The organism is Gammaproteobacteria bacterium (genome assembly GCA_009838035.1).
In the GTDB taxonomy this organism is placed as follows: domain Bacteria; phylum Pseudomonadota; class Gammaproteobacteria; order Steroidobacterales; family Foliamicaceae; genus Foliamicus.
The window spans coordinates 1-23,923 of record VXSK01000025.1; the positions used below are offsets into that span (position 1 = coordinate 1).

Below are 23,923 nucleotides of genomic sequence, written 5' to 3' on the forward strand. Positions count from 1 at the left end.
GCTTCAATGAGGCCGGGGCGCGCGCGCCCCGGATGCTCACGATCTTCCGGGGGCCGTGCGGCGGCGGAAGCACGCTTCAATGAGGCCGGGGCGCGCGCGCCCCGGATGCCTCTCAGCTCATTCGACAATCCCCATATCGTGGACGAGCTTCAATGAGGCCGGGGCGCGCGCGCCCCGGATGCAGTCACCATACAACCCTTTGGGGGACAAGACAAAACCTGGCTGATTTCGAGCGGCTAGGCGAATCCCTTGCCACAATCGTGCAATTGACATTCTGCCAGCCTTTTCCATCGCTTCGAAACGCCCAAGAATCAACATGTTGCACAAATTCGAGCGACTCCCGGAGTTTCTGCGTTTCCTCGCTGCTCGAATTGACTTGGCGGTGCTCGCAGCACTTGCTTGCGAAGCCTTAGCACTTGATTCGCAACCCCTTCAGCAGACTACGCCATCATACAACGACCGCTTGGCGCTCGATCGACGAGAAGGTCTTGCCGATGCTCATGACGGCTATATCGGTCTTGTCTGCGGGGCCGATGTCTATCACCAAGACGTGGTCTTCGCCCGCCTTAATGGCTTCACGCAGTTGAGTCTCCAGTTCCGCACGCCGCCGACCCGACAGGCGGCACTGGAACACCGAAAGCTGAAGCCATTCTCCGAATCCGTGCATGGTCTTGAAGACCCGTCGCCAGCGACGGGTATCGGAGATGTCGTAAGTGACGATGTATGTCCGCTCACTGCTCATGGTGGAAGATCTCTCACCTAGGGAGGTAGTGTGGATAACTGGGCAGCTCGCCCAAGAGATGGCGGCACAACAGACGTGCCTGCAGCAGCACAAGCCGCCGCATGCTAAGCCTGTATCCGAACAGCGGGTGCGTAGTCTCCTGAGATAGCCTTCGTTCGAATGCGGCGACGAAGCGGCGGCGTCCCGTGGGTGTTAGTGAGGTGCCGGTGGGTGCGCTCACGAAGTCTCCCGGCGAGACTTCGCCCGTGTTGACCGCTGAGAGAACCACCGAGTCCGCAATGATCGGGCGAAACGGTTCCATGATGTCGAGCGCCAATGCGGGTTTTCCGTAACGTGGAGCGTGGAAAAAGCCCCGATAGGGATCGAGTCCGACGGTGGCCAGTGCGACGGTGCAGTGCCGTGTCAGCATGGCATAGCCGAGCGACAACATCGCGTTCACCGGATCGGTCGGAGGGCGGCGGTTACGCGCGTCGAACCGGAACGGTGCGAGGCCTTCCGAATCTTGCGCAGACTCTTCGGTGCCGGGAGGTGCCAGAAGTTCCGCAAACGCCCGGAAATACGTTGCGGCCGAATCCCCTTCGACTCCCAGCAATATGCTCTTCGACGATGCGACCTTCGTCGACCTGCGGGCGGCGTTGAGGCTATCGAGCACCCCCTTGCGTCGTTCGCGGTCGCCGCGCCAATTGCGCCGGATCATCGTCCTCTGGTTAACGATCTTGGCTTCGACAAGGTCGCGTGCGAAACCCATGCAGTAGGGAGCGTCGAAACTGCGCTTGTACTGCGCCGTGCGGACTTCGACATTGCGATGTCCGACGCCGTGGGCGACGCCACGAAACCAGCCGCCGTGACTGTGAAACGCGACCGGGATTTCACGGTCCATCAGGGTAGCTAGAGCGGGTGTCGTAATCGAGACGTTCCCGAACAGCGCAAGGTCGGATATGTCGTTCAGCCGCACGGTGGTATCGCCCTGTTCCTCGTCGGCGACCTTGAGGGTCTCGCCTGCCTTGGTGATCCGCGCACGCTGGGATTGGACAATCAATGGCAGAGCTTCGTCGGCTCCGACTGCAATGGGACGAGGCGCCAGGTTTGAGCCACCAAGAGATCGCATCTCGTCGGGAAGGCAGATGGACACCAGGGCACATCGCGGACACTTCGGGCTGTCCTTCAGCGGCGGTGGAATTCTCTCGTGGGCAACGGTCAAGCGAAGGCGGCTGACCGCCTCGCGCGCCGCGAGACGCAGTTCTTCATCGAGGACTATCCGGACGCGCTCGCGGCTCTCGGCGTACCAGATGGCACCTTCTTCGACTTGGTAGGCATGCTCTTCAAGCAGCAGCGCCTGAAGGCACACTTGAATGCGCTCCGGTTCGTAGGCGCCCTTGGCCACATGGGGTCGCTTTCCGCGTTTATAGTCGACCGGCGTGACCACTCCGTCCTCAGCTTCGGCGATATCGATCTTCGCGATCACGCCGAGCTTCTCCGACGAGAGAGTTAAAGACCGGCTGACAATCTTAGTGTCGTCGGCTTCCAAGACTTCGGGATCGGGCAGCGGCTTGTTGGCACGGTCGACCCGAGTGTGCACGCGCCGGCCGTCCACGGTATCCCCGGTCTCTGCCCATTCGGCCTGTCCCCACATCAGGTAGGCGAGCCGCGGGCAGTAGACGAACTCGTTCACCATCCTCGCGGGAACCAGCGGATCCTCGCCAGTCGCCGGGGGAGCGGGGAGATGGAACTCGAGTTGTTCGGATTTCGAAAAACGTGAACTCAACTGAGGTGACTCCGGTTCACTCTCGCCGGTCAGTTCTGAACACAAACTCAGAGACGGTTTCGTGCCCCCTCTGCTGCGATGTGCCCGGCAAACTCAGTCACAAACGTCCCAAGACCGGTCAACTCGCTCAATTCCTCATAGCTTCCGTCTTCGAAAGCCGAACGCGGTGACGTCAGCACGGATGCCGCCGAATATAGCCGCTCCTGTACCAGTTTGCGGCACAGGATGTTGTACCGATCCGCGTAGGACGCCCCCCGAAATTCGTCGAAGATCGGGAAGTGTGGTGACACGTCACGAATCGGCCTGCGGGAACCCTCTGCATCCTCAATCAGGATCAGCCAGCCTACAAACGGTCGGGGCTGCTCGCCAAACGCCCCTTCGCGATAGGCCGTCCAAAGATCGTGGGCCGATCCTATCGCTTCCTCCGTTCGGTTGTTGAAATTGTTTCCGAACGATGGGCCGACATGACTCTTGAACTCCAATGCGGCAACAAGTCGGCCGTCGTTGATCACTACAACATCCCAAAGCTTGGTCGGCCGAAAAAATCCCGGTAATGTCACCAAGCGCCGACTTAGATGGATGCTCGCGTGCGCCAGGCCGTTTGCTCTAACCAACTCGCTGACGAGGCTAACGAAACCGTCCATGTTCTTTCCGGCCGTAACTCCCGCTCGTTCGCCTTGGTCGGATTTGCCGGACTCCACCTGCTTCTGACGGGCCATCAGACGAGTTGACCAGAACGCTCGCACCGCCGCGCGAGCCTTTTGTTCGTAATCGATCAGCTCTATCGTCACGTCATTCCCCGATGAGGTGGCACTCTGAGTTGTCGTTGTAAACGACGTTGCGTTCTCGATCAGTCAGGTTGTACATATCGAAAACGACGTGATTGCAGGCGCTGGTGTCGCCCGATTGGGAAGCTTCTACAAGAGCGGCAGCCATTTCGTGCGGTATGGCTGACCAAAGGGGGAGACGGATTCTCCGCAGATACTGGGCCTGAAACCGAAGGTAGCCGCCCCTCATTCGGGTTGAATAAGCAGCAACGAACAGCTTTGCGATGCCCGAAAGAAGAACCGCACGAAGCGCGCGAAGATTCCAGTCCATTGAAGTAATGAAATACAGATTATGGTGCGGATAGAGACGCCCCTCCTCATAGACAACGTGGGCCTCTCCCTTGATATCCGGAATCAACAACTTGGGTGTTTCCACGAGGGCCGGATATATCCGGTCGATAGTACGGAACCAATTTGCAGGTGCCTTGCGAGCCACATGCCGTTTGGCGATTTCTTCCCTCCTTAGCTCCAGATATCGCTTTAGGCGCGGATAACTCGCGAGGTCGACCAGCCCGCCTTCGTCAGCGAATGGGTTGACAACCCCCAGACCACGCCACTGGACCTCACCGGACAAAATATCGCGCGTGGTGGCGAGCGGCAGCTTTCGATCATCTTCAACGTCAAGATCGTCAAATCGGCCAATGAATGCCTGATCCGCCCCGGTGGCGACGCCGATGCCGACCTTGCACCCCGCTTCCTCCAGGCTTGGAAAGGTATGTTCCAAACGACGAACCAGCCTGATCTGGTCGGAAGCCTCCAGTATCCAGGGCTTTGCACCGTCGGCGAAGTCATGTACTTCCGTGATGGGTCCGATTGAGGGGCGCTTTTTCTGGTTCACGAGCTGGCGAGCCAGCGATTCCAACGTCTTGCGGCTGATCTCCGGCCGGCGAGCGACACGGGTCGGTCCGGTCTTCTCGCGCCCAATCACGAAGATCGCTGGATATGCGATTACTTCCGACTGAAAGGCGGGTGTGTCCACCATGTCAACGAAGACATCCAGATGGAATTGTTCCGACAAGAGTTTTCGCAATGGACCCCCATACCGGTTCTTGGTCCATCGATCGGCACAGATGATGCCGACCTTTCCGTCTGCCGAGAGTTGTCCCACGGAACGTTCGATGAATGGAATGTAAAGGTCGGCGCGATCATAGACAGTTGTGTATCGCGCCCGATATTCGGTGACAAGCGGATCCGGAACGAGTTCCTGACGAACATAGGGCGGGTTGCCGACGACAAACGAAAACTCGGGCGGCAGTTCGGACAACAGAAAGTCGCCGTGAACGAGCCATTCGCCGGCAAGGGCATTTGCGGTCGCTTGGTCGATTCCCGCTTCGATAAGCCGATGTACTACTGCTTCTCGGGTCGTTTCGAACGTGGATCGGTGAAGCTCAACAGCACGGATACAATCTGCCAAATCAATAGCAGAACATCGATCGTCCTGACGCCGCCATGCTTCAAGTAACCGTTCAATCACGACGAAAAGGAAGTCTCCGTTACCGAACGACGGTTCCAGGAGGGACTTCTCGAATAGCGGCCGATCAACAGTGTAGCCGACCAGGTCGAGTATGAACTCGACAACCTCGCGGCGCGTGAACACTGCACCACGCGTCTCCGCGCCGGCCTGCGATAGCTGACTGAGCGCAGCCTCCACAGGACAGAGACCCGGCAAGGACGATTGGGCCGTCAGGGGCCGAGGGGCGTACCGAACGTCGGTCACCTGAGGTACTCCGCCACATGCCGTAGGTGACAGCCTCCGAGTTCGGCGAGCGACGCAACTTCCCGTTCCCATTGTTTTGGGACCGGGCACATCAAGCTGCGGATGAACGACGGCTTGGAGACATCGTATCGTCTTGAGGGTTGGTTCATCGGGTACCAGCTCTCCACATCTATCCCAAAGTTCCGGTCCATTCCTTGGCAAGGCCATGTCGCGCGCAAGGTCCATGCACCATACCATGTCCTCGCTCGCACACTACGGTTCTGGCGAGTCAGTCGGCACGATCCGGCGGCTTAAGAACCGGCGCGCCAAACCTCGCGTTCGGGTGTTTCGAAGGCGGTATCCGGACATGTCCAATTGCTTGGCCATCGATCTCATCAGCCCCAGCGACCCCGGTATCATCAACAGCGGCGGACCGCTCGTTGCGAACTGACCGTCTGCGGTGATTTCCCGGAGCGATCGGAGGGCAAAGTGGCACTCGCCTGTCTGATTGCGGGAAAGATGGGCATGGATGCGGATGCCGCACCCGCCCCAAAAGATTCCAGTCTGAGGCAACTGATCTTTATCCCACGACCTTAGCAATCCGGCTCGCGATCCGGTTGGCGGCGGACTTCAGCGGATCGTTGGCCAGATGCGCGTACCGCGCCGTGGTGTGCACGTGGTTGTGGCCGAGCAGTTTCCCGATCATCGGCAGCCCTTCGCCGACCAGCAGCCCGCCGCTGGCGTACGAATGCCTGAGATCGTGAATCCGCACCCCATCGAGCCTCGCCCGCTCCCGGATGCGCTTCCACCAGTAGTGCAGATCGTGCAGCGGCCTGTCCCGCTTGCCTCCGGTGATGACCCAGGGGCAGTCGTCGGGCCGCGGAATGCCCCGCAGCACCGCGATGGCCGGGTCGCCCAGGTGCACGATCTTCGCGCCCGTCTTCGAGTCCGGCAACCGCAGCTCGCCAGCCTCCAGATCGACATGCTCCCATCGCAGCGTCAGTATCTCCGCCTTGCGGCAGCCGGTCAGCATCAGCAACCGGATCGCGGCCACCACCAGCGGCGGCTCCAGACCCTTGGCCTCGCTCTCGGCGAGCGCCTCGCCCAGGCGCCGGTATTCCTCGTCGGAAAGAAACCGCTCGCGCTTGTCCTCGCGGAAGCGCTTCACGTGCCGGCACGGGTTGGAGCCGTCCGGGCGCAGGCCCCACACCTCGGCCAGCGTGAAGATGCGCGACAGCACCTGCACGGTGCGGTTGGCCTGATAGGGCGTGGCCCGCAGTTCATGATGCACCGACGCGATGTCGGTGCGCTCGATGTCGGCGATGCGGCGGTTGCCGAGTCTCGGCACGACGTGGATCTCCAGCGCGCTGCGGTACACCTCCTGCGTGCCGAGCTTGCAGTGGCTGGGCACGTACTCCTTGAGAAAGCGCTCGACGACTTCCCGCATCGTCGGCGCCTTCGCCCCGTAGCGCCCGCCCACAGCCGGGTCCCTGCCGGTGCGCGCGGCAGTGATGATCTCGGCCGCGCGTGCCCGGGCATCCGCCGGCGCAATGGGGCCGTGCGGCCCGATGGTGGTCTTCACCGCCTTGCCCTTGTGGCGGTACTTGACGATGTAGACCTTCCGGCCCGTGGGATGCACGCGGACTCCGAAGCCCTTGATCTCATCGTCCCACACGACGCGCTCGCGTTCTTCGGGCACAATGGCGTCGACGGCTCGCTTGGTGATTTTCGGCATGGCGCAGGTTCTCCCGGATAGCAGTATTCAGGTACCGGATAGGTACCCAGAGAGCGACAATGGAGGCGTATTGTAACGCAGGCGGTGCGCATGGAGAACCTATAATAATATGTTTTATATAAGTTTATCGTAGTCCAGCGCATCCATGACGCCATACTCTATTAGATGTTCAACCTCGCGGAGCTATGGGAGATGCGGCCTCCGGGCCGCAATCCCTGCAAGTCGGTGCGGCGCTACAAGGTCGTGGGGCGCAAGGAGCGCTTCCTGACACCGAAGGAGCTGGCTCGGCTCGGGCGCGTCCTTGAGATCGCCCCCGCCGAGCGCCTGGCTTCCCGGCACGCGGCGGCGGCGATCCGCCTGCTGGTGCTGACCGGGTGCCGCAGGAACGAGATCATGGGCCTGGCCTGGGACGACCTCGATTTCGAAGCGGGCGAGATGCGGTTGAGGGACAGCAAGACCGGTGGGCGGATCGTTCCTATGCCGCCCGCCGCTGCCGAGGTGCTGGCCGACCTGCCGAAGCTCGACGGCAATCCGTGGGTGTTTCCCGGCAAGAGGAAGGGCACGCACCAGGTCAACATCAACGATTCCTGGGACCGCGTGCGCCGCCGCGCCGGCCTCGACGATGTGCGCCTCCATGACCTGCGCCACACCTTCGCCTCCCGCGCGCTCGCGATCGGCGAGGGTCTGCCGATGATCGGGGAGCTGCTCGGTCATCGGCAGGTGAACACCACGGCGCGCTACGCGCATCTGGCGAGGGAGTCCATTCAGGCGTCCACCGCGAAGGTCGCCGACAGCATCGGCGCGGACATCCTGGAATAGCGATGGCGAAGCTCCGACGAAGGTCGATTTCCAAGCGCACGGTCGAGGCGTTGCCGGCGGGCGACCGCGAGGCGGTCTACTGGGACTCGTCCCTGTCGGGATTCGGGGTGAGGGTCTATCCCTCGGGTTCGAAGGTCTACCTGGTTCAGACCCGCGCGGGCGGCCAGTCCCGGCGGCTCACCGTCGGTCGCCACGGCCTGATCACGGCTGAGCAGGCGCGGCGCAAGGCGGCACAGATCATCGCCGACATCAAGGCCGGCAACGAACCTGTCCTGCACAACGGCGCATCCACGGCGGATGCCGGCCCCACCGTGGCCGAAGTGGCCGAGCGGTTCATGACCGAGCATGTCGCGGTGCGCTGCAAGCCGGCGACGCAACGGCAATGCCGCGACATCCTCGACCGCCACCTGCTGCCCGCGCTGGGCAACGTCCGGCTCGGACGGATCGGTCGCGAGCGCGTCGCGGCCCTGCACTACAGCCTGCACGAAACGCCCACCATGGCGAACAAGGTGGTGGATATGCTGTCGCGCCTGTTCAACATGGCGGCGTTGTGGGGGATTGCGCCGGATGGCGGCAATCCCTGCCGGTTCGTGCGCAAGTACGCCGAGCCGCCCCGCGAGCGTTTCCTCTCGGACGAGGAGTTTCGCCGTCTCGGGCAGGTGCTCGGCGAGGTCGAGGCCGAGGGCAAGGTGCATCCGAGCGCGGTGGCGGCGTTCCGTCTGCTGATGCTGACCGGGTGCCGCAAGAGCGAGATCCTGACGCTGCGTTGGGAGGACGTCGACCTTGAGGCTGGCGAGCTTCGGCTGCGCGACGCGAAGACGGGCGCGCGGGCCGTGGCGATTTCGCCGTCCGCCCGGCGGGTGCTGAAAGGCCTGCCGCGGGTACCCGGCAATCCCTGGGTGATCGCCGGCACCAAGCCCGGCCGGCACTTCCGCAATCTCAACAGCGCCTGGCTCGTCATCCGGAGCCGTGCGGAACTGAAGGACGTGCGCATTCACGATCTGAGGCACAGCTTCGCCTCCCGGGCGCTGGCGCTGGGCGAGAGCCTGCCGATGATCGGCAAGCTCCTCGGTCACCGCAAGGTGCAGACCACGGCGCGCTACGCGCACCTGGCGCGGGATTCGGTGAAGGCATCCGCCGCGAGGGTCGCCGAGAGCCTGCGGGCGGATCTGGCGGGCGGGACCGAGGCCGGAAACTCCTCGATCTGACCGCCTCCGCGCCATCCGTTGGAGCCGGTCGGCCGGCGCCGGCCTTCAGAACGAATAGAAACCACCAAGGTGCAACACCACAATGTCCTCGCCCCCGCTCACCACGCCGCGATCGACGAAGAAACGTGCGCCGTAGCGCCGGCCCACCGTGAGGCTGGCGCCGAACGTGCGCGACCGCTCACCGCCGTCGTACTCCACCGCCGCGCGGATCGCCGGACGCACCGGCCAGTCGAATCGTCCGACACGCACCGAGACACCGATTCGATGGGCGGTGCCCGCCAGATCCACGCAGCGGTAGTTCTCCAGCATGTAGTACAGGGACACCGGCCCCGCCCCGCCCCGTTGGACGCCGGCGTATTGTCCGGGACACGCGGGGCTTTTCCCGCCGGAAAGGCCGGCTTCGAGCATTGGCGATCCCGGCGCGGGTTGTGTCTGCGCCCACACCGATTGCGCCAACAGAATGCCCAAAAGCAGATGTCTCAACCCGATACTCCGCACCGTCGACCGATTGTATCCGCTCCACTCCGCCAGCCGGTGTTCCGCCCGGCATTCGGCGTGGCCCGCCGCGTGCTCCTTCATCGGCCATTCCGAACGACACTCGACGGTATTGCGTTCCGACGCGACTCCGCTCCGGGTTCGGGGCGGCGATACCGCCTCCCCATCCGCCCCTGCTACGGCAAGGCGAAACGCATCGTCAGCACGATGGAGTACCGGTCCGTGTCGTCGGTCCTCGTCCAGGTGGACACGGGCTCGCTGCCGTCCAGACGCAGGTTCGGCGGGTGGCTGCGCAGCACGCCGCCTCCATAGGCTCCGGACTCGAACGCGGCGAAACGGGTCCACTGGACCTTGATCGCCACCGAAACCGTATCCGTAAGCGGCCGCGATGCGCCCGCGAGCACGGTGAACCCGGCCATCGTGTCCTTGAGCGCCGAGCGGCCCGTGCTGACCGTTCCCGCGAGATTGCCGAGAATCTCCTCCGCGTTGGGCTGGTCGCGCCCGGTCAGGATGTCTTCCGGGTCGGCGCTCCGGGCCCAGAGCCAGGAGAAGTCCTTGCGCGCCTTCGCAACGCCGACGCCCACGCCCGCGAAAGGCGTCCACAGGCTGCGGTTGGGCCAGTCGCGATAAGCGACGGCGAACAGTTCGTGGGAACTCGCCGTACCCAGCGACTCCTCGCCCGTGGACAGTTCGTTGCCGATCTTGTCGAAGTCGATGCCCGAGGCGTCGGTCGAGGACACGGTCTGATCGAAATGCGTCGTGTGGTAACCGTAGACGACGGCCGCCCTGAATCGCGGCGAAAAGCGATACCCCAGTGCCGCTTCGGCGGAGAAGCCCCGGCCGCCGTCGAACGGCGCGGCCCATCCGTCCCCCGTACCGCGGCCCGGCGCGGTGCAGCCGGGCACCGACAACGCCCGCGGGTTGATGTATTCGTCGCAGATGCTGGCGCGATCGTTGCTGCGGCTGCGCAGCGTGACGTCGCCGGTGACGTTGCCGCCCAGCGAAACGCTCGCATAAAGCGGCTCGGCCTGCGCTTGCGCGGGCAGAAGCGTTGCGCCCAGGAACGCGAGCAGCACGGCGAAGTGCCTGCGCGGGGACCGCCGATTGCCCATGGCATGCCTCTCGGGGGGGGAACAGGGAGTCGTTCATGACGCGGCGGTGGGCGCCACGGGAGTCACGCCGTTGGGCGCCGCCGCGTTCATTCGCCGATCCCGCGCCTGAATGCGAGCATCAGGGTCCAGCTTCGCCCGCCGCCGAACGCATTGGTGTTCGTGAAAGTGGGGTCCACCACATGCATCGGATGGGTCTGGTAGGTACCCGTGTCCTCGAACTCTCCGGTCGCCGACCAGCTCAGCCGCAACCCCAACGAGGTCCTGCGGCCCAGCGCGTAGTCCGCCCCGGCGTGCACCCGCCAGACGAACGCGGTGTCGTTCAGGTCCTCGTCCTGCACGCTGTTGTAGAACGAGAGCGGCGGGTCGTGGACCTCGGCCGCGGCGGACACGTTGCGGTAGTCGGTGGAGAACCGCACGCCGGCCATTTCCACGGACGACTGCCCGAGCCCGGCGCCGACAAACGGCGTGAGCGCACCCCAGGCGTTCGGGAAATCGTAATAGGCGTCCAGGGTAACGGAACGCACGCGCCGGCGGTCGATCGCGCCGCGTCCATTGGAGGCGACGGTGCCGCCGGCCCGAGGCCGGATGGCCGAGCCGTCGAGGTAGGCGATGCCCGCGAACGTCTGGCGGGTGTCGTTCGTGCGCTGCGCGACCGCCAGCTCCAGCCGGGTTCGTCCGAAGAACCGGCCGAGGGACAGTTCGAACGCCGCGCCGCTGTCCAGTGCGATGTCGTAGCGCCAGCGGTAGCCCGACACGGTGGGGATCGGCACTTCGTCGAAACACGCCGCGTCCGGGGTGCAGAAGCGGTCCCGGTTCCAGCCTTCCTGCGTCAGGTCGGAGGTCCATCCCGCGCCAAGGCCAGCGCCCAGATACCACCCTGACCGCGCTGACCCGTCGTCCGCTGCCCTGGCCACCGAGCCCGCCGCGAGCAGAACGGCAATGACCGAAATCGCCGGCGTCACGCGCATCGGACCCTCTTTCCGCCGTCCACTGTCCTCTCCTGAAAAAACCCCGGCATCCTACCATCGCCCTGCCACGCGAGGCGCTCGCAACTCGGCGGGAGCCTGCCCACGATCGGGAGGCTCCTCGGTCGCCCCATGGCACTGTCCGGCCCGGCGCGCCGCCAACCCACAGTCCCGCCGCGCCCTCTCCTGGAGGACAGTGGATTCCCGCGTGTCGCCCGTCCCGGACGAAGCGGCCGGCCTGGTGCGCCATGAGGAGTCGGAGGCCGGCCCGGACGGGGCGAGCCCCGGGGGGCTGGCGCGTGTGCGCGCGCCGTCCAAGCCCGGGACGGACCCCGATGTTCCTTCCTCCCGCCCGTCCAGGAGCCTTTACGCCATGACCGCATCCACAACCGCCGCCGACAACCGCTTCCAAGCCCTCACGCCCGCCTCGCTCTCGAAGTGCGAGAAGTCCTCCGTCGTCTCCCTCGCGCTGGCCGTGCTCAAGCAGCGCCAGCGGCCCGGCCGCCTCCTGAAGTCTCCGCGGGACATCGCGGATTTCCTGCGCCTGAAGCTCGCCGGCCGGCGCAACGAGGTCTTCGGCGTCATTTTTCTCGACTAATGTGTAGCACTCAGTAATGTGAAGTTGGGTCGTCAATCCCTTGCAACTGCTGGAAGTCGACAACGTCAACTCCACATAAGCGCGGTCACAGCCGTCGCATCCATTTGACCATGTCGAGCTGCGGCGGCGACATGTGACCGGCCACGGGTTCGGGCATCACGTCCGGAAAGACCTGCGAGAGCGCCTGGCACTTGGTGTCGATATCGGCACGGGCGTACTGCATCGTTGGGATCAGCGTTGCGTGACCCAACCACTGGCTGATGGTGGCGAAGTCAACACCGGCCTTCAGCAGGTGGATCGCGGTGGTATGCCGCAACGAGTGCGGGTGAATCCGTTTGCCGCGCAACGTTGGCACGCTGTCCGCGCAAGCTTCGACACGCTTGTTCAACAGGTAGCGCACGCCGAAGCGTGTGAGCTTGCGACCCCGTCGGTTGGTGAAGAGCGGGCTGTCCGCATCGACCGACGACGACTGTTCGATGAGCGTACGCAACCGCACGGCGGTGCGGGCCCAGATCGGACAGCTGCGTGTCTTGCCGCCCTTGCCGCGCAGGCGAACTTGATACGGCGGCTCGAGTCGAATGTCACCGACCGTGATGTCGAGCACTTCCTGTACCCGCGCGCCGGTGTTGAACATGAGCGCGAACAACGCCTGATCGCGGCGATCGCTGACCGATGCCTCGCGAGGTAGCTTCAGCAGCGCCTCGACTTCTGCCTCGTCGAGATACTCGACCGGACCGCGACCGGCGGTGCGCTTGAACGGGATACCCAGGATGCGTTGCAGTTCGGTCATCCGCTCGGGGTACTCGCCGACGGCAAAGCGTGCAAAGGTATGCAGTGCTGCCAGACGCGCGTTGCGCGTGGCGATGCTGTTGCCACGCTCGCTTTCCAAGTAAGCCAGGAAACGACCGACGCAGGCTGCAGTGAGATGGTCAAAATCGAGATCTTCAACGCGTCGCTCACGCTGCTCGGCTGCGAAACGCAGGTACAGCACCAGTGCGTCGCGGTAACTGTGGATGGTGTGTGCACTCATGCCGCGAAGCGTCGGTAGATACTCCTGGAAGAACCGCACGATGCAGCGGCTCAGTGCGTTGGGACCTGGATGCTTCATGCCGGTTCTCCTTCGATGAGGTGACCGAACCGACGCTCGAACTGGCTGCTTGCCGTGCGTGCAATCTCCGGGATCCAGTGCAGGTAATACGCTGTGGAAGCGATCGACTGATGACCCATGTACATCGCGAGCTTCGGCAAACAGGACTGCACGTCGGCACCGTCGCGATACCACCGCAGCAAGGCTTGCACGGCGAAGCTGTGGCGGAAGTCGTGGACCCGTGGCAAGCGGCCGTCCGCATCGCGGACGTTGGCCGCGATGCACAGTTGACGTATGCCGGCGTTGATGGCACGGCCGCAGTAGTCGTGGATGACGGTGGTGTGCTGGTGACCGCCGATCAACGGCGCATCGGCGAACACGTTCCACGGTGAAGCCAGGCGTTGCTTGAGATACGCTCGAAGCTCACGTTGAGCATCTATCGACAGTGGCACGAACCGCGACTTGTAGAACTTGGTGTCGCGGATCTTAGCCGTACCGTTCTTGAGATCGATGTCGCCAAGCCGAAGGCGCACTAGCTCGCCTCGGCGAAGACCTGCGGTGTAGAGCAGCACGACTGCAAGGCGCATCATGGCCGATCGCAGTGGTACCGCTCCGTGACAGCGCAACGCTTCGGTCGCGCGGAGCAGTCCTGCGATCTGAGATGGGCTAACGATCACCGGCGCTCGGTGGGGCTGCCGCTGTGGGAATCGCGAGGCATCGGGCACGAAGCAGTCGGGCTCGATGCGCTGACGGTACAGGCAGAGCTTGCGCACAACACGTTGGTAAGTGCGACGCACGTTGGCGCACAGGCCCCGATGCGTGGCACACCACTGCTCGAAAAGCACCTGGTCAAGATCGATCGTGCCGCGCTCCGCCAGAAAGCGGCACAGTCGTTTGATCGTCCAGGTGTCGTGGTAGAAGCTACGGCCGAGCGCCTTCATGTGCTCGGTGTAGCGATGCGCCCAGTGCTCGAAGACGGTGCTTGGATTATCGATGCGCATGACACTCTCCCGGCAACGGCAGGGCCACATCGCGCAGCGCGTCGATCTGCAGCCGAAGATACGTGCTGGTGGCTTCCAGGGTCGTGTGACCGAGGAGGTCGCCGATCGCCTTGACGCCGACGTTGCGTTCCAACAAGCGCATGGCGAACCCATGTCGGAGACCGTAAGGTGATGCATCGTTCAGCGGCAGCCCGCTACGTTTTACGCAGCGGCGGAATGCCGTGGCGATGGCACCACGAGTCAACGGGCCGGACGGCGCGATGAAGCGCGGGAACAGCTCGGGTCGATCGGTAGCCGGTCGGCCCTCACGAAGGTAGCGCCGTAACACCTTGGCGGCGGGACCGGTCAACGGCAACAGCAGTGTGGAGCGCGTCTTGCTCTGTTCGACCCGGATCGTGCGTGCTTGCCAGTCGATCGAGTCAAGTCTCAGCAGGGGGATCTCACCTGTGCGCAGTCCGTACTGTGCCATCAGGTAGAAGATCGCGTGATCGCGAAGACCGATTGGCTTTGATCGGTCGATCGACTCGAGTAGCCGTTCGACCAGCGCCCATGGAATCGCTCGCGGCGGCCGCTCGCCTCGATACCGACGCGGACTATCGAACATATCCAAGCCCGCCGGTAGATCGCCGCGGTCGGTGCAAAAGCGCAAGAACAGGCGCAGTTGGGCGGCGAGGGTGCTCAAGCTCCGGCGGTGTATCTGGCGAGACCGTACGGCGATGAAGCGCTCAACGTCCCCGGCGGTCACGTTCGCCAGACGGCCACCTGGTGGCAGTACCGTGTTGAGGAACGACTTGACGTGCCCCTCGTGCTGCTTAACGGTGGCCGGCGCCAGACCGCGAATCTCCAAGAGATACTCATGGTAGGCGTCCATCAACTCGACGTGCGGCCCAGTGCTCGGCGGATCGATCCATTGATCGCAGGAGCGCAGAAAATGCCCAAAGGCGCAACGTGTGGCTGCGAAGCCTTGCGGTCGCTTGGGATGCGCAATGATCTGTTCCAGCTCGGCTTGCGAGAAACAGCGATCGCGTGGAAGGGGCGCGAGTGGCTCAAGTGAGTGACGCAATGCCGCCACGTGGCCGCGGATCACAGCCTTGCAGTAGCCGGAGGCCTTGAGCCAAGCGGAAAAGTCGTCGAGCCAATCGGCGACCGATGAGCCCGCGTACCAATAGTAGCGCTTGTGCGGATAGATGTGCGTGCGCATAGACATGTCGATCTCCCATAGTGGTTGAGGGGACCGATCATCCTACGTGCGCGCGGAACTACTTATGTGAAGCAGCTTGGTCAATGTGCCAAGCACCAAAGCACCCAAAAGCACCTTGCTCCACATAAACAGTCGCTACACATTAGTCGAGTTATGTGGATATCCACATAACTCGACACCCGTCTGCGCCTGATCGAGATCGCTGAACTTTTCAACGGCACCATCGACGGGGCGACGGTCTATACGCGCGTGGTCGTGCAGCAGGCGCTCGAACGCGACGCCGCGGCCGTGATCGCCTTCCATAACCATCCGTCGGGGGTGGCCGAGCCCAGCGACGCGGACCGCACCCTGACCGAGAAGCTCGGCGGGGCGCTGGCGCTGGTCGACATGCGCCTGGTCGACCACCTCGTGGTCACCGACGGGCGGGCGGTTTCCATGGCCGAACGCGGCTGGCTGTGAGCGGTCCCCTCCCTCGACGCCCGCGCCGGACCCGCCCCAGCGCCGAGCTCTTCCTCCCCGCCGAGTGCCGGGCGATGATCCGCAACGGCGCCCTCGTCGCGATCAGTTCTTATCGCGAGCGATTGACTATGTAGAGTGCATCGGGTAAGTCCTTGAATTTACTGAACAGCATGGCCGAGTGACTTACCATAGTTAAACCCTCGCGACCTCCTTCAGCATCGCCGTCAACCTGTCCTGCGCATGGTCGTATCGTCCTCTTCTGATCTGCGGTGCCGTTCTTGCTTCGAGCACTTCGAGCCTTTCGAGCACATCAGTGCGCACATACACCTCGGTCGATTTCAAACCGAGATGGCCGAGCATGATCGAGACCTTTCGCACGTCGCCATTGGTTGCCTTGTAAGTGTTCATGGCGCAGCTGTGGCGCAGAACATGTGGAGTAACCGTTTTCCTCGCCATCGATGGCATCTTGCGTTTCGCAACCGATACGTGGAGCTTAAGCCGGTGTGCAAAACCATGTCGGCTCATCGGCCGTCCCCGGGCATTGAGGAAGACCCGGTCCACGTTGCTACTGGGTCGGATTGACAGCCAATCTTCCAGCACTGACCGCGTCTCCTTCCAGAGAGGCAACACACGCTCACGTCGACCCTTCCCAAGCACATGCACGGTTTCCAGATTTTGTCCTAAGTCTGCGCGATTTATGCCGAGCAGCTCTGAGACTCGCAATCCGGCAGCATAGGTAAGATGGAGCATTGCGCGGTCCCGCACACCATTGGTCGTGGACGTGTCAGGCGCATCGAGTAATGCTTGCATTTCATCCTGATCGAGGTATTCGATCAGTCGTTGCTCGAATCGCTTTGAGGGTATTGCGCGCACCTGCCGTGACAACTCAAGGCATGACGCATCGCGATACTCCAGGTATCGGAAAAACGATTTCAGCGCGACTAGGCGAAGATTACGTGTCCGAATGCTGTTTTCTCGCTCCTTCTCAAGTGAATCGAGAAAATCTAGGACCACCTGCACGCTCAACTGCTCGATGGCGATTTGACTGGGCTCCGTCGACAATCTCGCAGCCGCAAATCTGGTGAACTGCAGAAAACTCTGCGCATAACTGGCGCTGGTGTGCACGCTCGCCCGCAAGTCTCGCGGCAAATGCACCCGCAGGAACGTCTCAAGATGCGGTGCAAGACATGTCATCGCTCCGACCTCCTGGTATGTGTTCTCTCCGCAGCTTCGACAATTGACCGCAAAAGCGGTGGCGTTGCTTCCAGATACCAATATGTGCCTTCTACGCTAGAGTGGCCGAGATAAGTGGTCAGTGCGAGCATATGCCGACTGACGGCTGTCCGGTTCGAATGGCTTGCAGCTTCCAGGGATCTAACTGCAAACGAATGTCGCAAGCTGTGGAACCGCGGGCCCGGTTCGCCTGGTCCACCGCGAAGACCAACCGAACGCACGAGTTGGAGAAACGTCTGGCTCAGATAGTTTGCAGTCGGCGGTTTTCCGCTCGCAAGGACAAACAGGTGGTCGTGGGCGCCCCCGATCTTCACCCTGCGCGAAATGTACTTCTGGAGAACCGCGTGAACGCTCCGGTGAAGCGCGACGAGGCGTGACTTTCCGAATTTGGAATTTCGGATTGTGAGGCCATCCGGGGTGAGGTCCGTTAGCATGAGACCTGCCACTTCCGATCGGCGCAGCCCGGCTGTCGCACCGAGGCCAATCATTGTGCGAACCGTATGGGGTGTTATTGAACCCGCCGGCGGAACCAGCAGCGCGGCATCCATGATCTGCCGGATTTGCTCCTGCGTTAACAGATACGGGGTGGGTCTCTTTCTTTTTTTCCTTCCGAACGCGTTAGGATCAGGGATCTCGTGTCTGGCATCTTCAGCATGAAGCCAAATGGCGAAGCTTCGAACGATGGCCAGCCTTTTCTGCGCGCGTTTGGCTGAGGGTGCCGTCGATGCCCACTGAACCACCCTCGCGCCGCAAACAAATACGTCTTGGTGTTCGTCTGCGAAGGCAGCGAATGGAAGCAGGATATCGTCACCATCCCTGAATTTGTATCCAAGTCGACGTTTCATCTCGATGTACGGCTTGGCAAGGTCGGTAATGGTCATTTCGCACCTCCAATCCACGGCTGGGCCACTTCGTGAAGCATCGGAACATCCGCCTTCGCGTAGATCATCGTCGTATCCGGGGACTGGTGGCGGAGCAGCGCACCAATGAACTCGAGAGAGGCGCCGGACCGGAGAAGGTCGGTTGCGACCGAGTGCCGGAAGAGGTAAGCACCTGCGGTACCTGGGCTTACGACACCGGCACGTTTCATGGCGCTTGAGACAATGTCCGATACGGTATGGGAGCTGCCCAGCGGTCCGTTGGGCGCTCGAACACGCAGGAAAACTCTGCCTGTTGCGATGTTTGGACGACTGGTGGTGATGTATTCCAACAGCGCATCCCCCGCGTCTTGAGGGAGCGGCAGCCAGGTTGAACGTTTTGACTTTCCGCAGACGTGCAGCCGTCCATTGCACCAATCTATGTCGGAAAGTTGAAGAGCGGAGATGTCGCCGGCCCGGAGCGCAAGGCGCGCCAGCAGTAGCAAAATCGCCTTGTCACGAATCCCCGCGGCGGTACAGCCGTCACATGCAGCGATCACGCGCTCGATATCTTTCATCGGAATATGCCGAGGAGGTTTCCACAACCCTCGGGCGCTGGGTTTTGGTATGGCGTCAATGAGTGATGGATCACACTCGTTACGTGTCGCGAGAAACCGCACGTACATCCGCACTGCAATGAGGACGTTTCGGGCATGAGTAACGGACAGCATTCCGAGACGATCAAGCAGAGTCTCCCTAAGGAGCGCAACGTCGTATTGCGTCGGTTCTTCGCCCATTTTCTCGACAATCGGCGAAACCTCCCGGCAATAGGTGTGGATCGTGGATGCAGTTACGCCGCGATGTTGTGCAAGCCAACGGCGAAAATCACCAAGGCTGGAATCGTTGGTGCCCGCTGCATCCAGATAGGCGTTGGGCGCTACGCCGTGGTCGCCAAGAAAGTTGACGAACTTGCGTATCAGAAGGGCATATATGGTTCTGTCTTCAGCTCTTCGCGGTTTTATGAAGTACCTCGGACAGATGCAGTCATGATTCAGGAAGTCATTCATGACATCCGGACTCACCGATGTGATGGATGTTCGCGTTCTATGAAGCCAAACGAGAAAGTGACTTGAGTGGCTTCGCAGCTTTCTACGAACACTGGCCGAGAAGCCCTGACTCTTGCAATCCGCCAGAAAGGCCGTCAGCAGGTGCTGGCCTAACGCCTGCTCGCCCGGGTCGTCGGTGCGCCCAGTCTGCTCCAGAAACTGCACGAAATGCTCGACCCCATACATCGTTTTACGCAACTGTGGGGCACACCGCTTGTGACGAGGGAGGCCTCCCTCGGCCATTGGACACACACAGTTGTGAAATCGAAATTGACGCACTGCGTTGTCGTCGATCGACCTTAGGTGGATCTGCTCTCGGACAGCCCAAATGAGGAAGTGCTTGGCGGCACCGTCGAGTAAGCGAATGTAGGCAGTCGTGAGGTCCGTGCGTCCCAGGTAATCCCTAAATTCCGACGTTAACTTCTCGCGTGCCTCGTAGGATTGGTCGTGGCGCTCGTCTTGCTTACGCGTTGAAGGCATTTTCGTTCTCCTCTACCGATGAAGGGAGAAGAACGATAACTATGGTAAGTCACTCGGCCATGCTGTTCAGTAAATTCAAGGACTTACCCGATGCACTCTACATAGTCAATCGCTCGCGATAAGAGCTGCTATGGTGAGGTCACCATAGCAGTTCCTCCGGCGGCAAGGACAGCCAGGCCATGACGATCCTGCTTTCGCGGATCGTCCCGCGCGGGCAACTGCTGATCGTCCACGCCCCGTTGGGCGAGGTGGAGTGGCCCGGCACGATCAAGCATATCGAGGCGACGATTCCACCGGGCGTGCCGCTGATCCTGGCGCCCGTCGCGTCCGGCAAGACACTGCTCGAAGGCATCGAGGACCGGGGCCGTTTTCCCGATTCGGCGCGTCGCTACTGCACCGCCGGCTGGAAGCGCGGTCCGATTGAGCGCGAGCTGCGCCGTTACCTGAAAGCCCATCCGCGCTTCGGCGGACGCATTGTCAGCGCCATGGGAATGCGGGCGGACGAGAGCCCGGCGCGGGCCAAGCGCGATCCCTGGAAGCGCAACGACCGCAACAGCCGGGCCGGCCGCGAGTGGTACGACTGGCTGCCGATCCACGGCCTGTCCGCCGCCGAGGTATTTCAAGTCATCGAAGCATCCGGGCAGTCGCCCCACTGGGCGTACTCCGCCGGGATGTCACGTTTGTCATGCTCGTTCTGCATCCTCGCGTCCCGGGCCGATCTCGCGCGAGCCGCCCGGCTTCGCCCGGACTTGTACCGCCGTTACGTTGCGCTTGAACGGCGCATCGGCCACACGCTCTCGCCCACGCGCCTCTCCCTGCCGGCGCTGACCGGCGTCCCGGCCGCGCCCGCCGATGCGGACCCCCGCGTGTAGCGGCGCCACAGGTCCGGCCTCCCGTTCCCGCCAACCCCTTCCCGCGTTTCCCTTCCCCGCGGCGCGCCTCCGCGAGGCGAGTCGGGCCTCGGGCCGGGCGAAGGCCGGACGCCGGAGGGCGTCCGCGTTCCGTTTCCACCAACCCGGAGCCCATCCATGACCGAACCCGATTCCGTGTCCGCGGACTACACGCTCCGCCCGAGCGAACTCGCCTCTACGCTGTCCCTGCTGGTCGAGGCGCGCCAGCCCTGCATCGTCTGGGGCCCGCCCGGCGCGGCCAAGTCGCAGATCGCCCAACAGGTCGCCGCGGCCGCCGGGCGCACCTACGTCGACGTGCGCGCCCTGTTGCTGGACCCTGTCGATCTTCGCGGCATCCCTTGGCGCGATCCCGAAGGCCGCACCCGGTGGGCGCCGCCGGCGTTCCTGCCGCCTTCGGACGACGCCGGCTCGTGGCTCATCAACCTGGAGGAGCTGCCGTCGGCCGTGCCGATGGTCCAGGCCGCGCTGTATCAACTGGTGCTCGACCGCAAGGTCGGCGAGTACGAGCTGCCCGAGGGCGCTTCGCTGATCGCCTGCGGCAACCGGGAGGGCGACCGCGGCGTCGTGAACCGGATGCCGACGCCGCTGGCCTCCCGGTTCGTGCACCTGGAGATCAAGGTGGACGCCGGGGACTGGTGCGCCTGGGGCGCTGCGCACGGCATCGCCCCGGAAGTGCTGTTCTTCATCCAGCTTCGGCCCGACCTGCTGCACACCTTCGATCCGCAGTCGCGCGAGCGCGCGTTCGCCTGTCCGCGCACCTGGGAGTTCGCCAGCGGTATCGTCAAGCGCCGAAACGGCCTCGATCCCGGCGCCGAGCGGGCGCTGTTGCGCGGCGCCGTCGGGGAGGCCGCGGCGATCGAGTTGTGCGCGTTCCTGCAGGTCTGGCGGGAACTGCCGCACCCGCGCGCCGTGCTCGACGATCCGGACAACGCCGACGTGCCGGACAACGCGAGCGCCCTGATCGCGCTGTGCGGCTCGCTCTACCGGCTGGCGAGCGACGTGAACCTCGACGCCATCGTGACCTACGCGCAGCGCCTGCGCCGGGAGGTGGGTGAGTTCCTGGTGGGTTCGTGCATCCGCCGCGACCCGGCACTGCAGCGCACGCCCGCGTTCATCCGCTGGGCCGCGGCGAGGACGCGGTGATGGCGGCGTCCCCGGTCTGGCGAATCCTGCACTACCCGGTCGGCGACGCACCCTCGCGCGAGCACAAGGTGCGCGCCCCGAACCTCGAGGCGGCCAAGCGCAAGCTGGCTGCCGCCCTCCGCGTCCCCGAGTGGACGCTCCGATAACGAAGGAGGACTTCATGGACCTCAATTCCGACGCCATGCTGGTGTCCCTCAGGATCGCCGCCTGGTCCGGGCGGCTCTACGATCGCGCCGCCAGCACCCATGTCGCCGTGCACCACGACGCAAGTACCAGCGCGGGCCGCTACAACAAGCGGCTGCTGCCGAAGGACGCGTTCGCGGCGCTCACCGCCACGGTGAGCCGCGCCAGGACCGCGCACTACGAGCAGACCCTGCCCTGGGACGACAAGGGCGCGCGGCTGCTCACCGTGGCCAACTACGAGCGCTACACCGAACTCATGGACGGGCTGTGCGAGAAGATGGTGCGGGAGCGCGCCCGGTTCGTCGAGGACTACGAGGACAACATCGAGCGGGCGCGGCTGGACCTCGGGCGGCTGTTCCGCATCGGGGACTACCCCTCAAGCGCCGCGCTCAAGAGCAAGTTCTCCATCCGCTACCGGATCTCCGCGGTGCCAGATGCCGATCACTTCATCGCCAAGCTCGCCAGCGACGACACCGAGCGGGTCAAGCGGGATATCGAAAGCCAGGTCGAGGAGCGCCTGCACGGCGCCGTCGGCGACCTGTACCGGCGGCTCGGGGAGGCGGTCGAGCGGGTCTCGGACCGGTTGCGCGAGGACGGCGACGGCAAGCCGCTGGTGTTCCGCAACTCCATGATCGAGAACATCCGCGACCTGGTCGACGTCGTGCCCCGGCTCAACATCTTCGGCGACGGGGAACTGGCGCGGCTGTGCGAGCAGGTGAAGGAGAGAATCGCCAGCGTCGAGCCGGACGCGCTGCGCCCGTCGCGGACGTTCGATCCGGCGGCCCGCCGGCGGGTCAAGCGCGACGCCGACGCGCTGATGGAGCAGTTCGCGGGGTATTTCGGGGAGGCGGCCGAAGCGCCGCGGGCGGCGGCGTGATGCACGCGGGCGTCCAGTCGGAGTCCGCCCGGCGCGTCAGCGCCTGCGTCACGGAGCTGCTGCGCAAGCAGCCGTTTTTCGGGAGCCTGGCATTGCGGTTGCCGCTTCGGGCCGATCCGTCCCGCAAGACGCTCGCGAGCGACGGACAAGAGATCCGCTATTCTCCCGCCTGGGTTGCCGAGACCGCCGCGCACGCGATCGAGGCCGCCATCGCCCGCGCGGTCCTCGCTTGCGCGCTCAAGCACCACACGCGGCGGCGAGCGCGTGACCCGGAGCGCTGGCAGCGCGCCTCGCAGCTCGTGACCCATCCCCTTTTGCGCGACGCGGGATTCACGCTGCCGCCGGACGCCGAGGCGTGGGAAGGGCTGAGCGTGGAGGAAGCCTACGACCGGCTGCCGGAGCCGGACGAAGACGGCGAAGCCGGCAACCCAGCGCCGCCTTCAACAAGCACCGACTCCTCCTTGTCCAGTCCGTCATCGGGTGGACAACCCGAAGCGGAACAGGGCAATGATCGATCCGCTGGCGACACCGGCAACGATCCATGCAGCACAAACTCCGACCCACGCTCCGACGCTGGCGCCGAGCCGGGCCGGAGCCCATCGAACGCGTCCGGCAACGCCCCGCCGAGCCATGACCCGTCGGGCACCGGCGAGGTCATGGACGCGCCCGCGGCCGACGGCACCCGGGGGTCGGATGCCGGGCTGTCGCCGTCCGAGGTAACCGCCGAGGAACAGGCCTGGGACGAGGCCATGCACCAGGCGGCGAGCCTCGCCAAGGCCGAAGGCAAGCTCCCCGGCGCCGTCAAAGAGACCGTGAGGAGCGCCCACGTCGCGAAGCTCGACTGGTGCGCGCTGCTTCGCCGGTACATGGCCGACGCCGCCAAAAGCGACTATTCGTGGAGCGCGCCCAACCGGCGCTTCATCGACGGCGGGCTGTACCTGCCGTCAATCCGCTCCGAGGGCATCGGGACCCTGGCGGTCCTTATCGACACGTCGGGCTCACTGCCGGCGGGCACGCTTGCCGAGTTCTGGACCGAGGTGCGCGAAATCGCCGCCGACATCCAGCCCGAGCGCGTCGTCTCGCTGCAGGTCGACACCGCCGTGCGGGACGCCGCGGAGCATTCCGCGTTCGACCTGCCGGAGGAGGTCGTCGTGCGCGGTCGCGGCGGCACCGACTTCCGGCCCGGCTTCGCCTGGCTCGACGAACGCGGCATCCGACCCGGCGCGTGCCTGTACTTCACGGACATGGAGTGCTCGCGCTACCCGGACACCGAGCCGGATTATCCGGTGCTCTGGATCGACTGGTCGGATCCGCCCTCGGACTTCGCCCGCGCGCCCTGGGGCGAGCGCATCGCCATCGCGGCCTGACCGCCGTTTCCCGCTTTGGCGGCAACGCCACGGTCCCGCCGGCCCGTGCGCCCCCT

22 protein-coding genes and 1 CRISPR repeat array are annotated in these 23,923 nt (G+C 63.8%); of the genes, 8 read left to right on the forward strand and 14 right to left on the reverse strand.

Annotated features, from left to right (window positions below):
• A CRISPR array of direct repeats spans positions 1-182; the repeat unit is 36 nt; unit sequence GCTTCAATGAGGCCGGGGCGCGCGCGCCCCGGATGC.
• A 266-nt stretch (positions 183-448) separates the two neighbouring features.
• The 5 genes from cas2 to F4Y72_10755 all read right to left on the reverse strand — a co-directional run bounded on the left by cas2 (position 449) and on the right by F4Y72_10755 (position 6,765).
• Complete coding sequence (gene cas2, locus F4Y72_10735; protein MXZ28759.1) at positions 449-742, reverse strand: CRISPR-associated endonuclease Cas2; 294 nt, start codon at positions 740-742, stop codon at positions 449-451.
• A 13-nt stretch (positions 743-755) separates the two neighbouring features.
• A complete protein-coding gene (gene cas1 / locus F4Y72_10740) occupies positions 756-2,417 on the reverse strand; it encodes a CRISPR-associated endonuclease Cas1 (GenBank protein MXZ28760.1) in 1,662 nt (553 codons plus the stop codon).
• A 137-nt stretch (positions 2,418-2,554) separates the two neighbouring features.
• Positions 2,555-3,298 (reverse strand): restriction endonuclease, encoded by a 744-nt coding sequence (locus F4Y72_10745; GenBank protein MXZ28761.1) that lies wholly within the window; start codon positions 3,296-3,298, stop codon positions 2,555-2,557.
• 1 nt (position 3,299) lies between these two features.
• Positions 3,300-5,123 (reverse strand): N-6 DNA methylase, encoded by a 1,824-nt coding sequence (locus tag F4Y72_10750; GenBank protein MXZ28762.1) that lies wholly within the window; start codon positions 5,121-5,123, stop codon positions 3,300-3,302.
• 487 nt (positions 5,124-5,610) lie between these two features.
• Positions 5,611-6,765, reverse strand: a complete 1,155-nt coding sequence (locus F4Y72_10755) for a tyrosine-type recombinase/integrase (protein MXZ28763.1) — start codon at positions 6,763-6,765, stop codon at positions 5,611-5,613.
• Between the two features lie 165 nt (positions 6,766-6,930).
• On the opposite strand from F4Y72_10755, the gene F4Y72_10760 reads away from it, so the two are divergent.
• Together F4Y72_10760 and F4Y72_10765 are read left to right on the forward strand one after the other, a co-directional pair.
• Positions 6,931-7,584 carry a site-specific integrase gene (locus F4Y72_10760; protein ID MXZ28764.1) on the forward strand — a complete coding sequence of 218 codons (654 nt, stop codon included), beginning with the start codon at positions 6,931-6,933 and terminating at the stop codon, positions 7,582-7,584.
• Positions 7,585-7,586: 2 nt separating this feature from the next.
• Positions 7,587-8,792, forward strand: coding sequence for a tyrosine-type recombinase/integrase (locus F4Y72_10765; GenBank protein ID MXZ28765.1), 1,206 nt, complete (start codon positions 7,587-7,589; stop codon positions 8,790-8,792).
• 45 nt (positions 8,793-8,837) lie between these two features.
• Here the strand turns inward: F4Y72_10765 and F4Y72_10770 are convergent, their stop codons facing one another.
• The 3 genes from F4Y72_10770 to F4Y72_10780 all read right to left on the reverse strand — a co-directional run bounded on the left by F4Y72_10770 (position 8,838) and on the right by F4Y72_10780 (position 11,367).
• Positions 8,838-9,116 (reverse strand): hypothetical protein, encoded by a 279-nt coding sequence (locus F4Y72_10770; GenBank protein ID MXZ28766.1) that lies wholly within the window; start codon positions 9,114-9,116, stop codon positions 8,838-8,840.
• Between the two features lie 347 nt (positions 9,117-9,463).
• Positions 9,464-10,399, reverse strand: coding sequence for a hypothetical protein (locus F4Y72_10775; GenBank protein ID MXZ28767.1), 936 nt, complete (start codon positions 10,397-10,399; stop codon positions 9,464-9,466).
• Positions 10,400-10,485: 86 nt separating this feature from the next.
• Positions 10,486-11,367, reverse strand: coding sequence for an outer membrane beta-barrel protein (locus F4Y72_10780; GenBank protein ID MXZ28768.1), 882 nt, complete (start codon positions 11,365-11,367; stop codon positions 10,486-10,488).
• Between the two features lie 205 nt (positions 11,368-11,572).
• On the opposite strand from F4Y72_10780, the gene F4Y72_10785 reads away from it, so the two are divergent.
• The gene (locus F4Y72_10785) at positions 11,573-11,962 is read left to right on the forward strand and encodes a hypothetical protein (protein ID MXZ28769.1); all 390 of its coding nucleotides are present in this window, start codon (positions 11,573-11,575) and stop codon (positions 11,960-11,962) included.
• Between the two features lie 85 nt (positions 11,963-12,047).
• Here F4Y72_10785 and F4Y72_10790 read toward each other — a convergent pair whose 3' ends face one another.
• From F4Y72_10790 to F4Y72_10800, 3 genes are read right to left on the reverse strand one after another with little or no spacing between them, the layout of a single operon-like run.
• A complete protein-coding gene (locus tag F4Y72_10790) occupies positions 12,048-13,070 on the reverse strand; it encodes a tyrosine-type recombinase/integrase (protein ID MXZ28770.1) in 1,023 nt (340 codons plus the stop codon).
• Positions 13,067-14,050, reverse strand: a complete 984-nt coding sequence (locus F4Y72_10795) for a tyrosine-type recombinase/integrase (GenBank protein MXZ28771.1) — start codon at positions 14,048-14,050, stop codon at positions 13,067-13,069. The genes F4Y72_10790 and F4Y72_10795 overlap by 4 nt, the downstream gene beginning before the upstream one ends.
• On the reverse strand, positions 14,037-15,257 hold the full coding sequence (locus tag F4Y72_10800) for a tyrosine-type recombinase/integrase (GenBank protein ID MXZ28772.1): 1,221 nt from the start codon (positions 15,255-15,257) through the stop codon (positions 14,037-14,039). Before F4Y72_10800 ends, F4Y72_10795 begins: the two co-directional genes overlap by 14 nt.
• A gap of 177 nt (positions 15,258-15,434) precedes the next feature.
• On the opposite strand from F4Y72_10800, the gene F4Y72_10805 reads away from it, so the two are divergent.
• A complete protein-coding gene (locus F4Y72_10805) occupies positions 15,435-15,710 on the forward strand; it encodes a hypothetical protein (protein ID MXZ28773.1) in 276 nt (91 codons plus the stop codon).
• Between the two features lie 192 nt (positions 15,711-15,902).
• Here the strand turns inward: F4Y72_10805 and F4Y72_10810 are convergent, their stop codons facing one another.
• Genes F4Y72_10810 through F4Y72_10820 form a run of 3 tightly spaced genes read right to left on the reverse strand, consistent with a single transcriptional unit; the run spans position 15,903 to position 19,386 of the window.
• Positions 15,903-16,904 (reverse strand): tyrosine-type recombinase/integrase, encoded by a 1,002-nt coding sequence (locus F4Y72_10810; GenBank protein ID MXZ28774.1) that lies wholly within the window; start codon positions 16,902-16,904, stop codon positions 15,903-15,905.
• Positions 16,901-17,824, reverse strand: coding sequence for a tyrosine-type recombinase/integrase (locus tag F4Y72_10815; GenBank protein MXZ28775.1), 924 nt, complete (start codon positions 17,822-17,824; stop codon positions 16,901-16,903). Before F4Y72_10815 ends, F4Y72_10810 begins: the two co-directional genes overlap by 4 nt.
• Complete coding sequence (locus tag F4Y72_10820) at positions 17,821-19,386, reverse strand: tyrosine-type recombinase/integrase (GenBank protein MXZ28776.1); 1,566 nt, start codon at positions 19,384-19,386, stop codon at positions 17,821-17,823. The genes F4Y72_10815 and F4Y72_10820 overlap by 4 nt, the downstream gene beginning before the upstream one ends.
• A gap of 179 nt (positions 19,387-19,565) precedes the next feature.
• Between F4Y72_10820 and F4Y72_10825 the strand changes: the two genes are divergently transcribed.
• The 4 genes from F4Y72_10825 to F4Y72_10840 all read left to right on the forward strand — a co-directional run bounded on the left by F4Y72_10825 (position 19,566) and on the right by F4Y72_10840 (position 23,867).
• Positions 19,566-20,258, forward strand: coding sequence for a phosphoadenosine phosphosulfate reductase family protein (locus tag F4Y72_10825; GenBank protein ID MXZ28777.1), 693 nt, complete (start codon positions 19,566-19,568; stop codon positions 20,256-20,258).
• A gap of 156 nt (positions 20,259-20,414) precedes the next feature.
• The gene (locus F4Y72_10830) at positions 20,415-21,440 is read left to right on the forward strand and encodes a MoxR family ATPase (GenBank protein ID MXZ28778.1); all 1,026 of its coding nucleotides are present in this window, start codon (positions 20,415-20,417) and stop codon (positions 21,438-21,440) included.
• A 130-nt stretch (positions 21,441-21,570) separates the two neighbouring features.
• Positions 21,571-22,500: a hypothetical protein gene (locus tag F4Y72_10835; GenBank protein MXZ28779.1), complete on the forward strand. Its 930-nt coding sequence runs from the start codon at positions 21,571-21,573 to the stop codon at positions 22,498-22,500.
• Positions 22,500-23,867, forward strand: coding sequence for a hypothetical protein (locus F4Y72_10840; GenBank protein ID MXZ28780.1), 1,368 nt, complete (start codon positions 22,500-22,502; stop codon positions 23,865-23,867). Before F4Y72_10835 ends, F4Y72_10840 begins: the two co-directional genes overlap by 1 nt.
• The last annotated feature ends 56 nt before the right edge of the window (positions 23,868-23,923 follow it).

Coding starts and splice junctions, on each gene's coding strand:
- cas2 (MXZ28759.1), bottom strand. CDS start 742: ATGAGCAGTGAGCGGACATACATCGTCACTTACGACATCTCCGATACC.
- cas1 (MXZ28760.1), bottom strand. CDS start 2,417: ATGGTGAACGAGTTCGTCTACTGCCCGCGGCTCGCCTACCTGATGTGG.
- F4Y72_10750 (MXZ28762.1), bottom strand. CDS start 5,123: ATGGGAACGGGAAGTTGCGTCGCTCGCCGAACTCGGAGGCTGTCACCT.
- F4Y72_10755 (MXZ28763.1), bottom strand. CDS start 6,765: ATGCCGAAAATCACCAAGCGAGCCGTCGACGCCATTGTGCCCGAAGAA.
- F4Y72_10760 (MXZ28764.1), top strand. CDS start 6,931: ATGTTCAACCTCGCGGAGCTATGGGAGATGCGGCCTCCGGGCCGCAAT.
- F4Y72_10765 (MXZ28765.1), top strand. CDS start 7,587: ATGGCGAAGCTCCGACGAAGGTCGATTTCCAAGCGCACGGTCGAGGCG.
- F4Y72_10775 (MXZ28767.1), bottom strand. CDS start 10,399: ATGGGCAATCGGCGGTCCCCGCGCAGGCACTTCGCCGTGCTGCTCGCG.
- F4Y72_10780 (MXZ28768.1), bottom strand. CDS start 11,367: ATGCGCGTGACGCCGGCGATTTCGGTCATTGCCGTTCTGCTCGCGGCG.
- F4Y72_10790 (MXZ28770.1), bottom strand. CDS start 13,070: ATGAAGCATCCAGGTCCCAACGCACTGAGCCGCTGCATCGTGCGGTTC.
- F4Y72_10795 (MXZ28771.1), bottom strand. CDS start 14,050: ATGCGCATCGATAATCCAAGCACCGTCTTCGAGCACTGGGCGCATCGC.
- F4Y72_10800 (MXZ28772.1), bottom strand. CDS start 15,257: ATGTCTATGCGCACGCACATCTATCCGCACAAGCGCTACTATTGGTAC.
- F4Y72_10810 (MXZ28774.1), bottom strand. CDS start 16,904: ATGACATGTCTTGCACCGCATCTTGAGACGTTCCTGCGGGTGCATTTG.
- F4Y72_10815 (MXZ28775.1), bottom strand. CDS start 17,824: ATGACCATTACCGACCTTGCCAAGCCGTACATCGAGATGAAACGTCGA.
- F4Y72_10820 (MXZ28776.1), bottom strand. CDS start 19,386: ATGCCTTCAACGCGTAAGCAAGACGAGCGCCACGACCAATCCTACGAG.
- F4Y72_10825 (MXZ28777.1), top strand. CDS start 19,566: ATGACGATCCTGCTTTCGCGGATCGTCCCGCGCGGGCAACTGCTGATC.
- F4Y72_10830 (MXZ28778.1), top strand. CDS start 20,415: ATGACCGAACCCGATTCCGTGTCCGCGGACTACACGCTCCGCCCGAGC.
- F4Y72_10840 (MXZ28780.1), top strand. CDS start 22,500: ATGCACGCGGGCGTCCAGTCGGAGTCCGCCCGGCGCGTCAGCGCCTGC.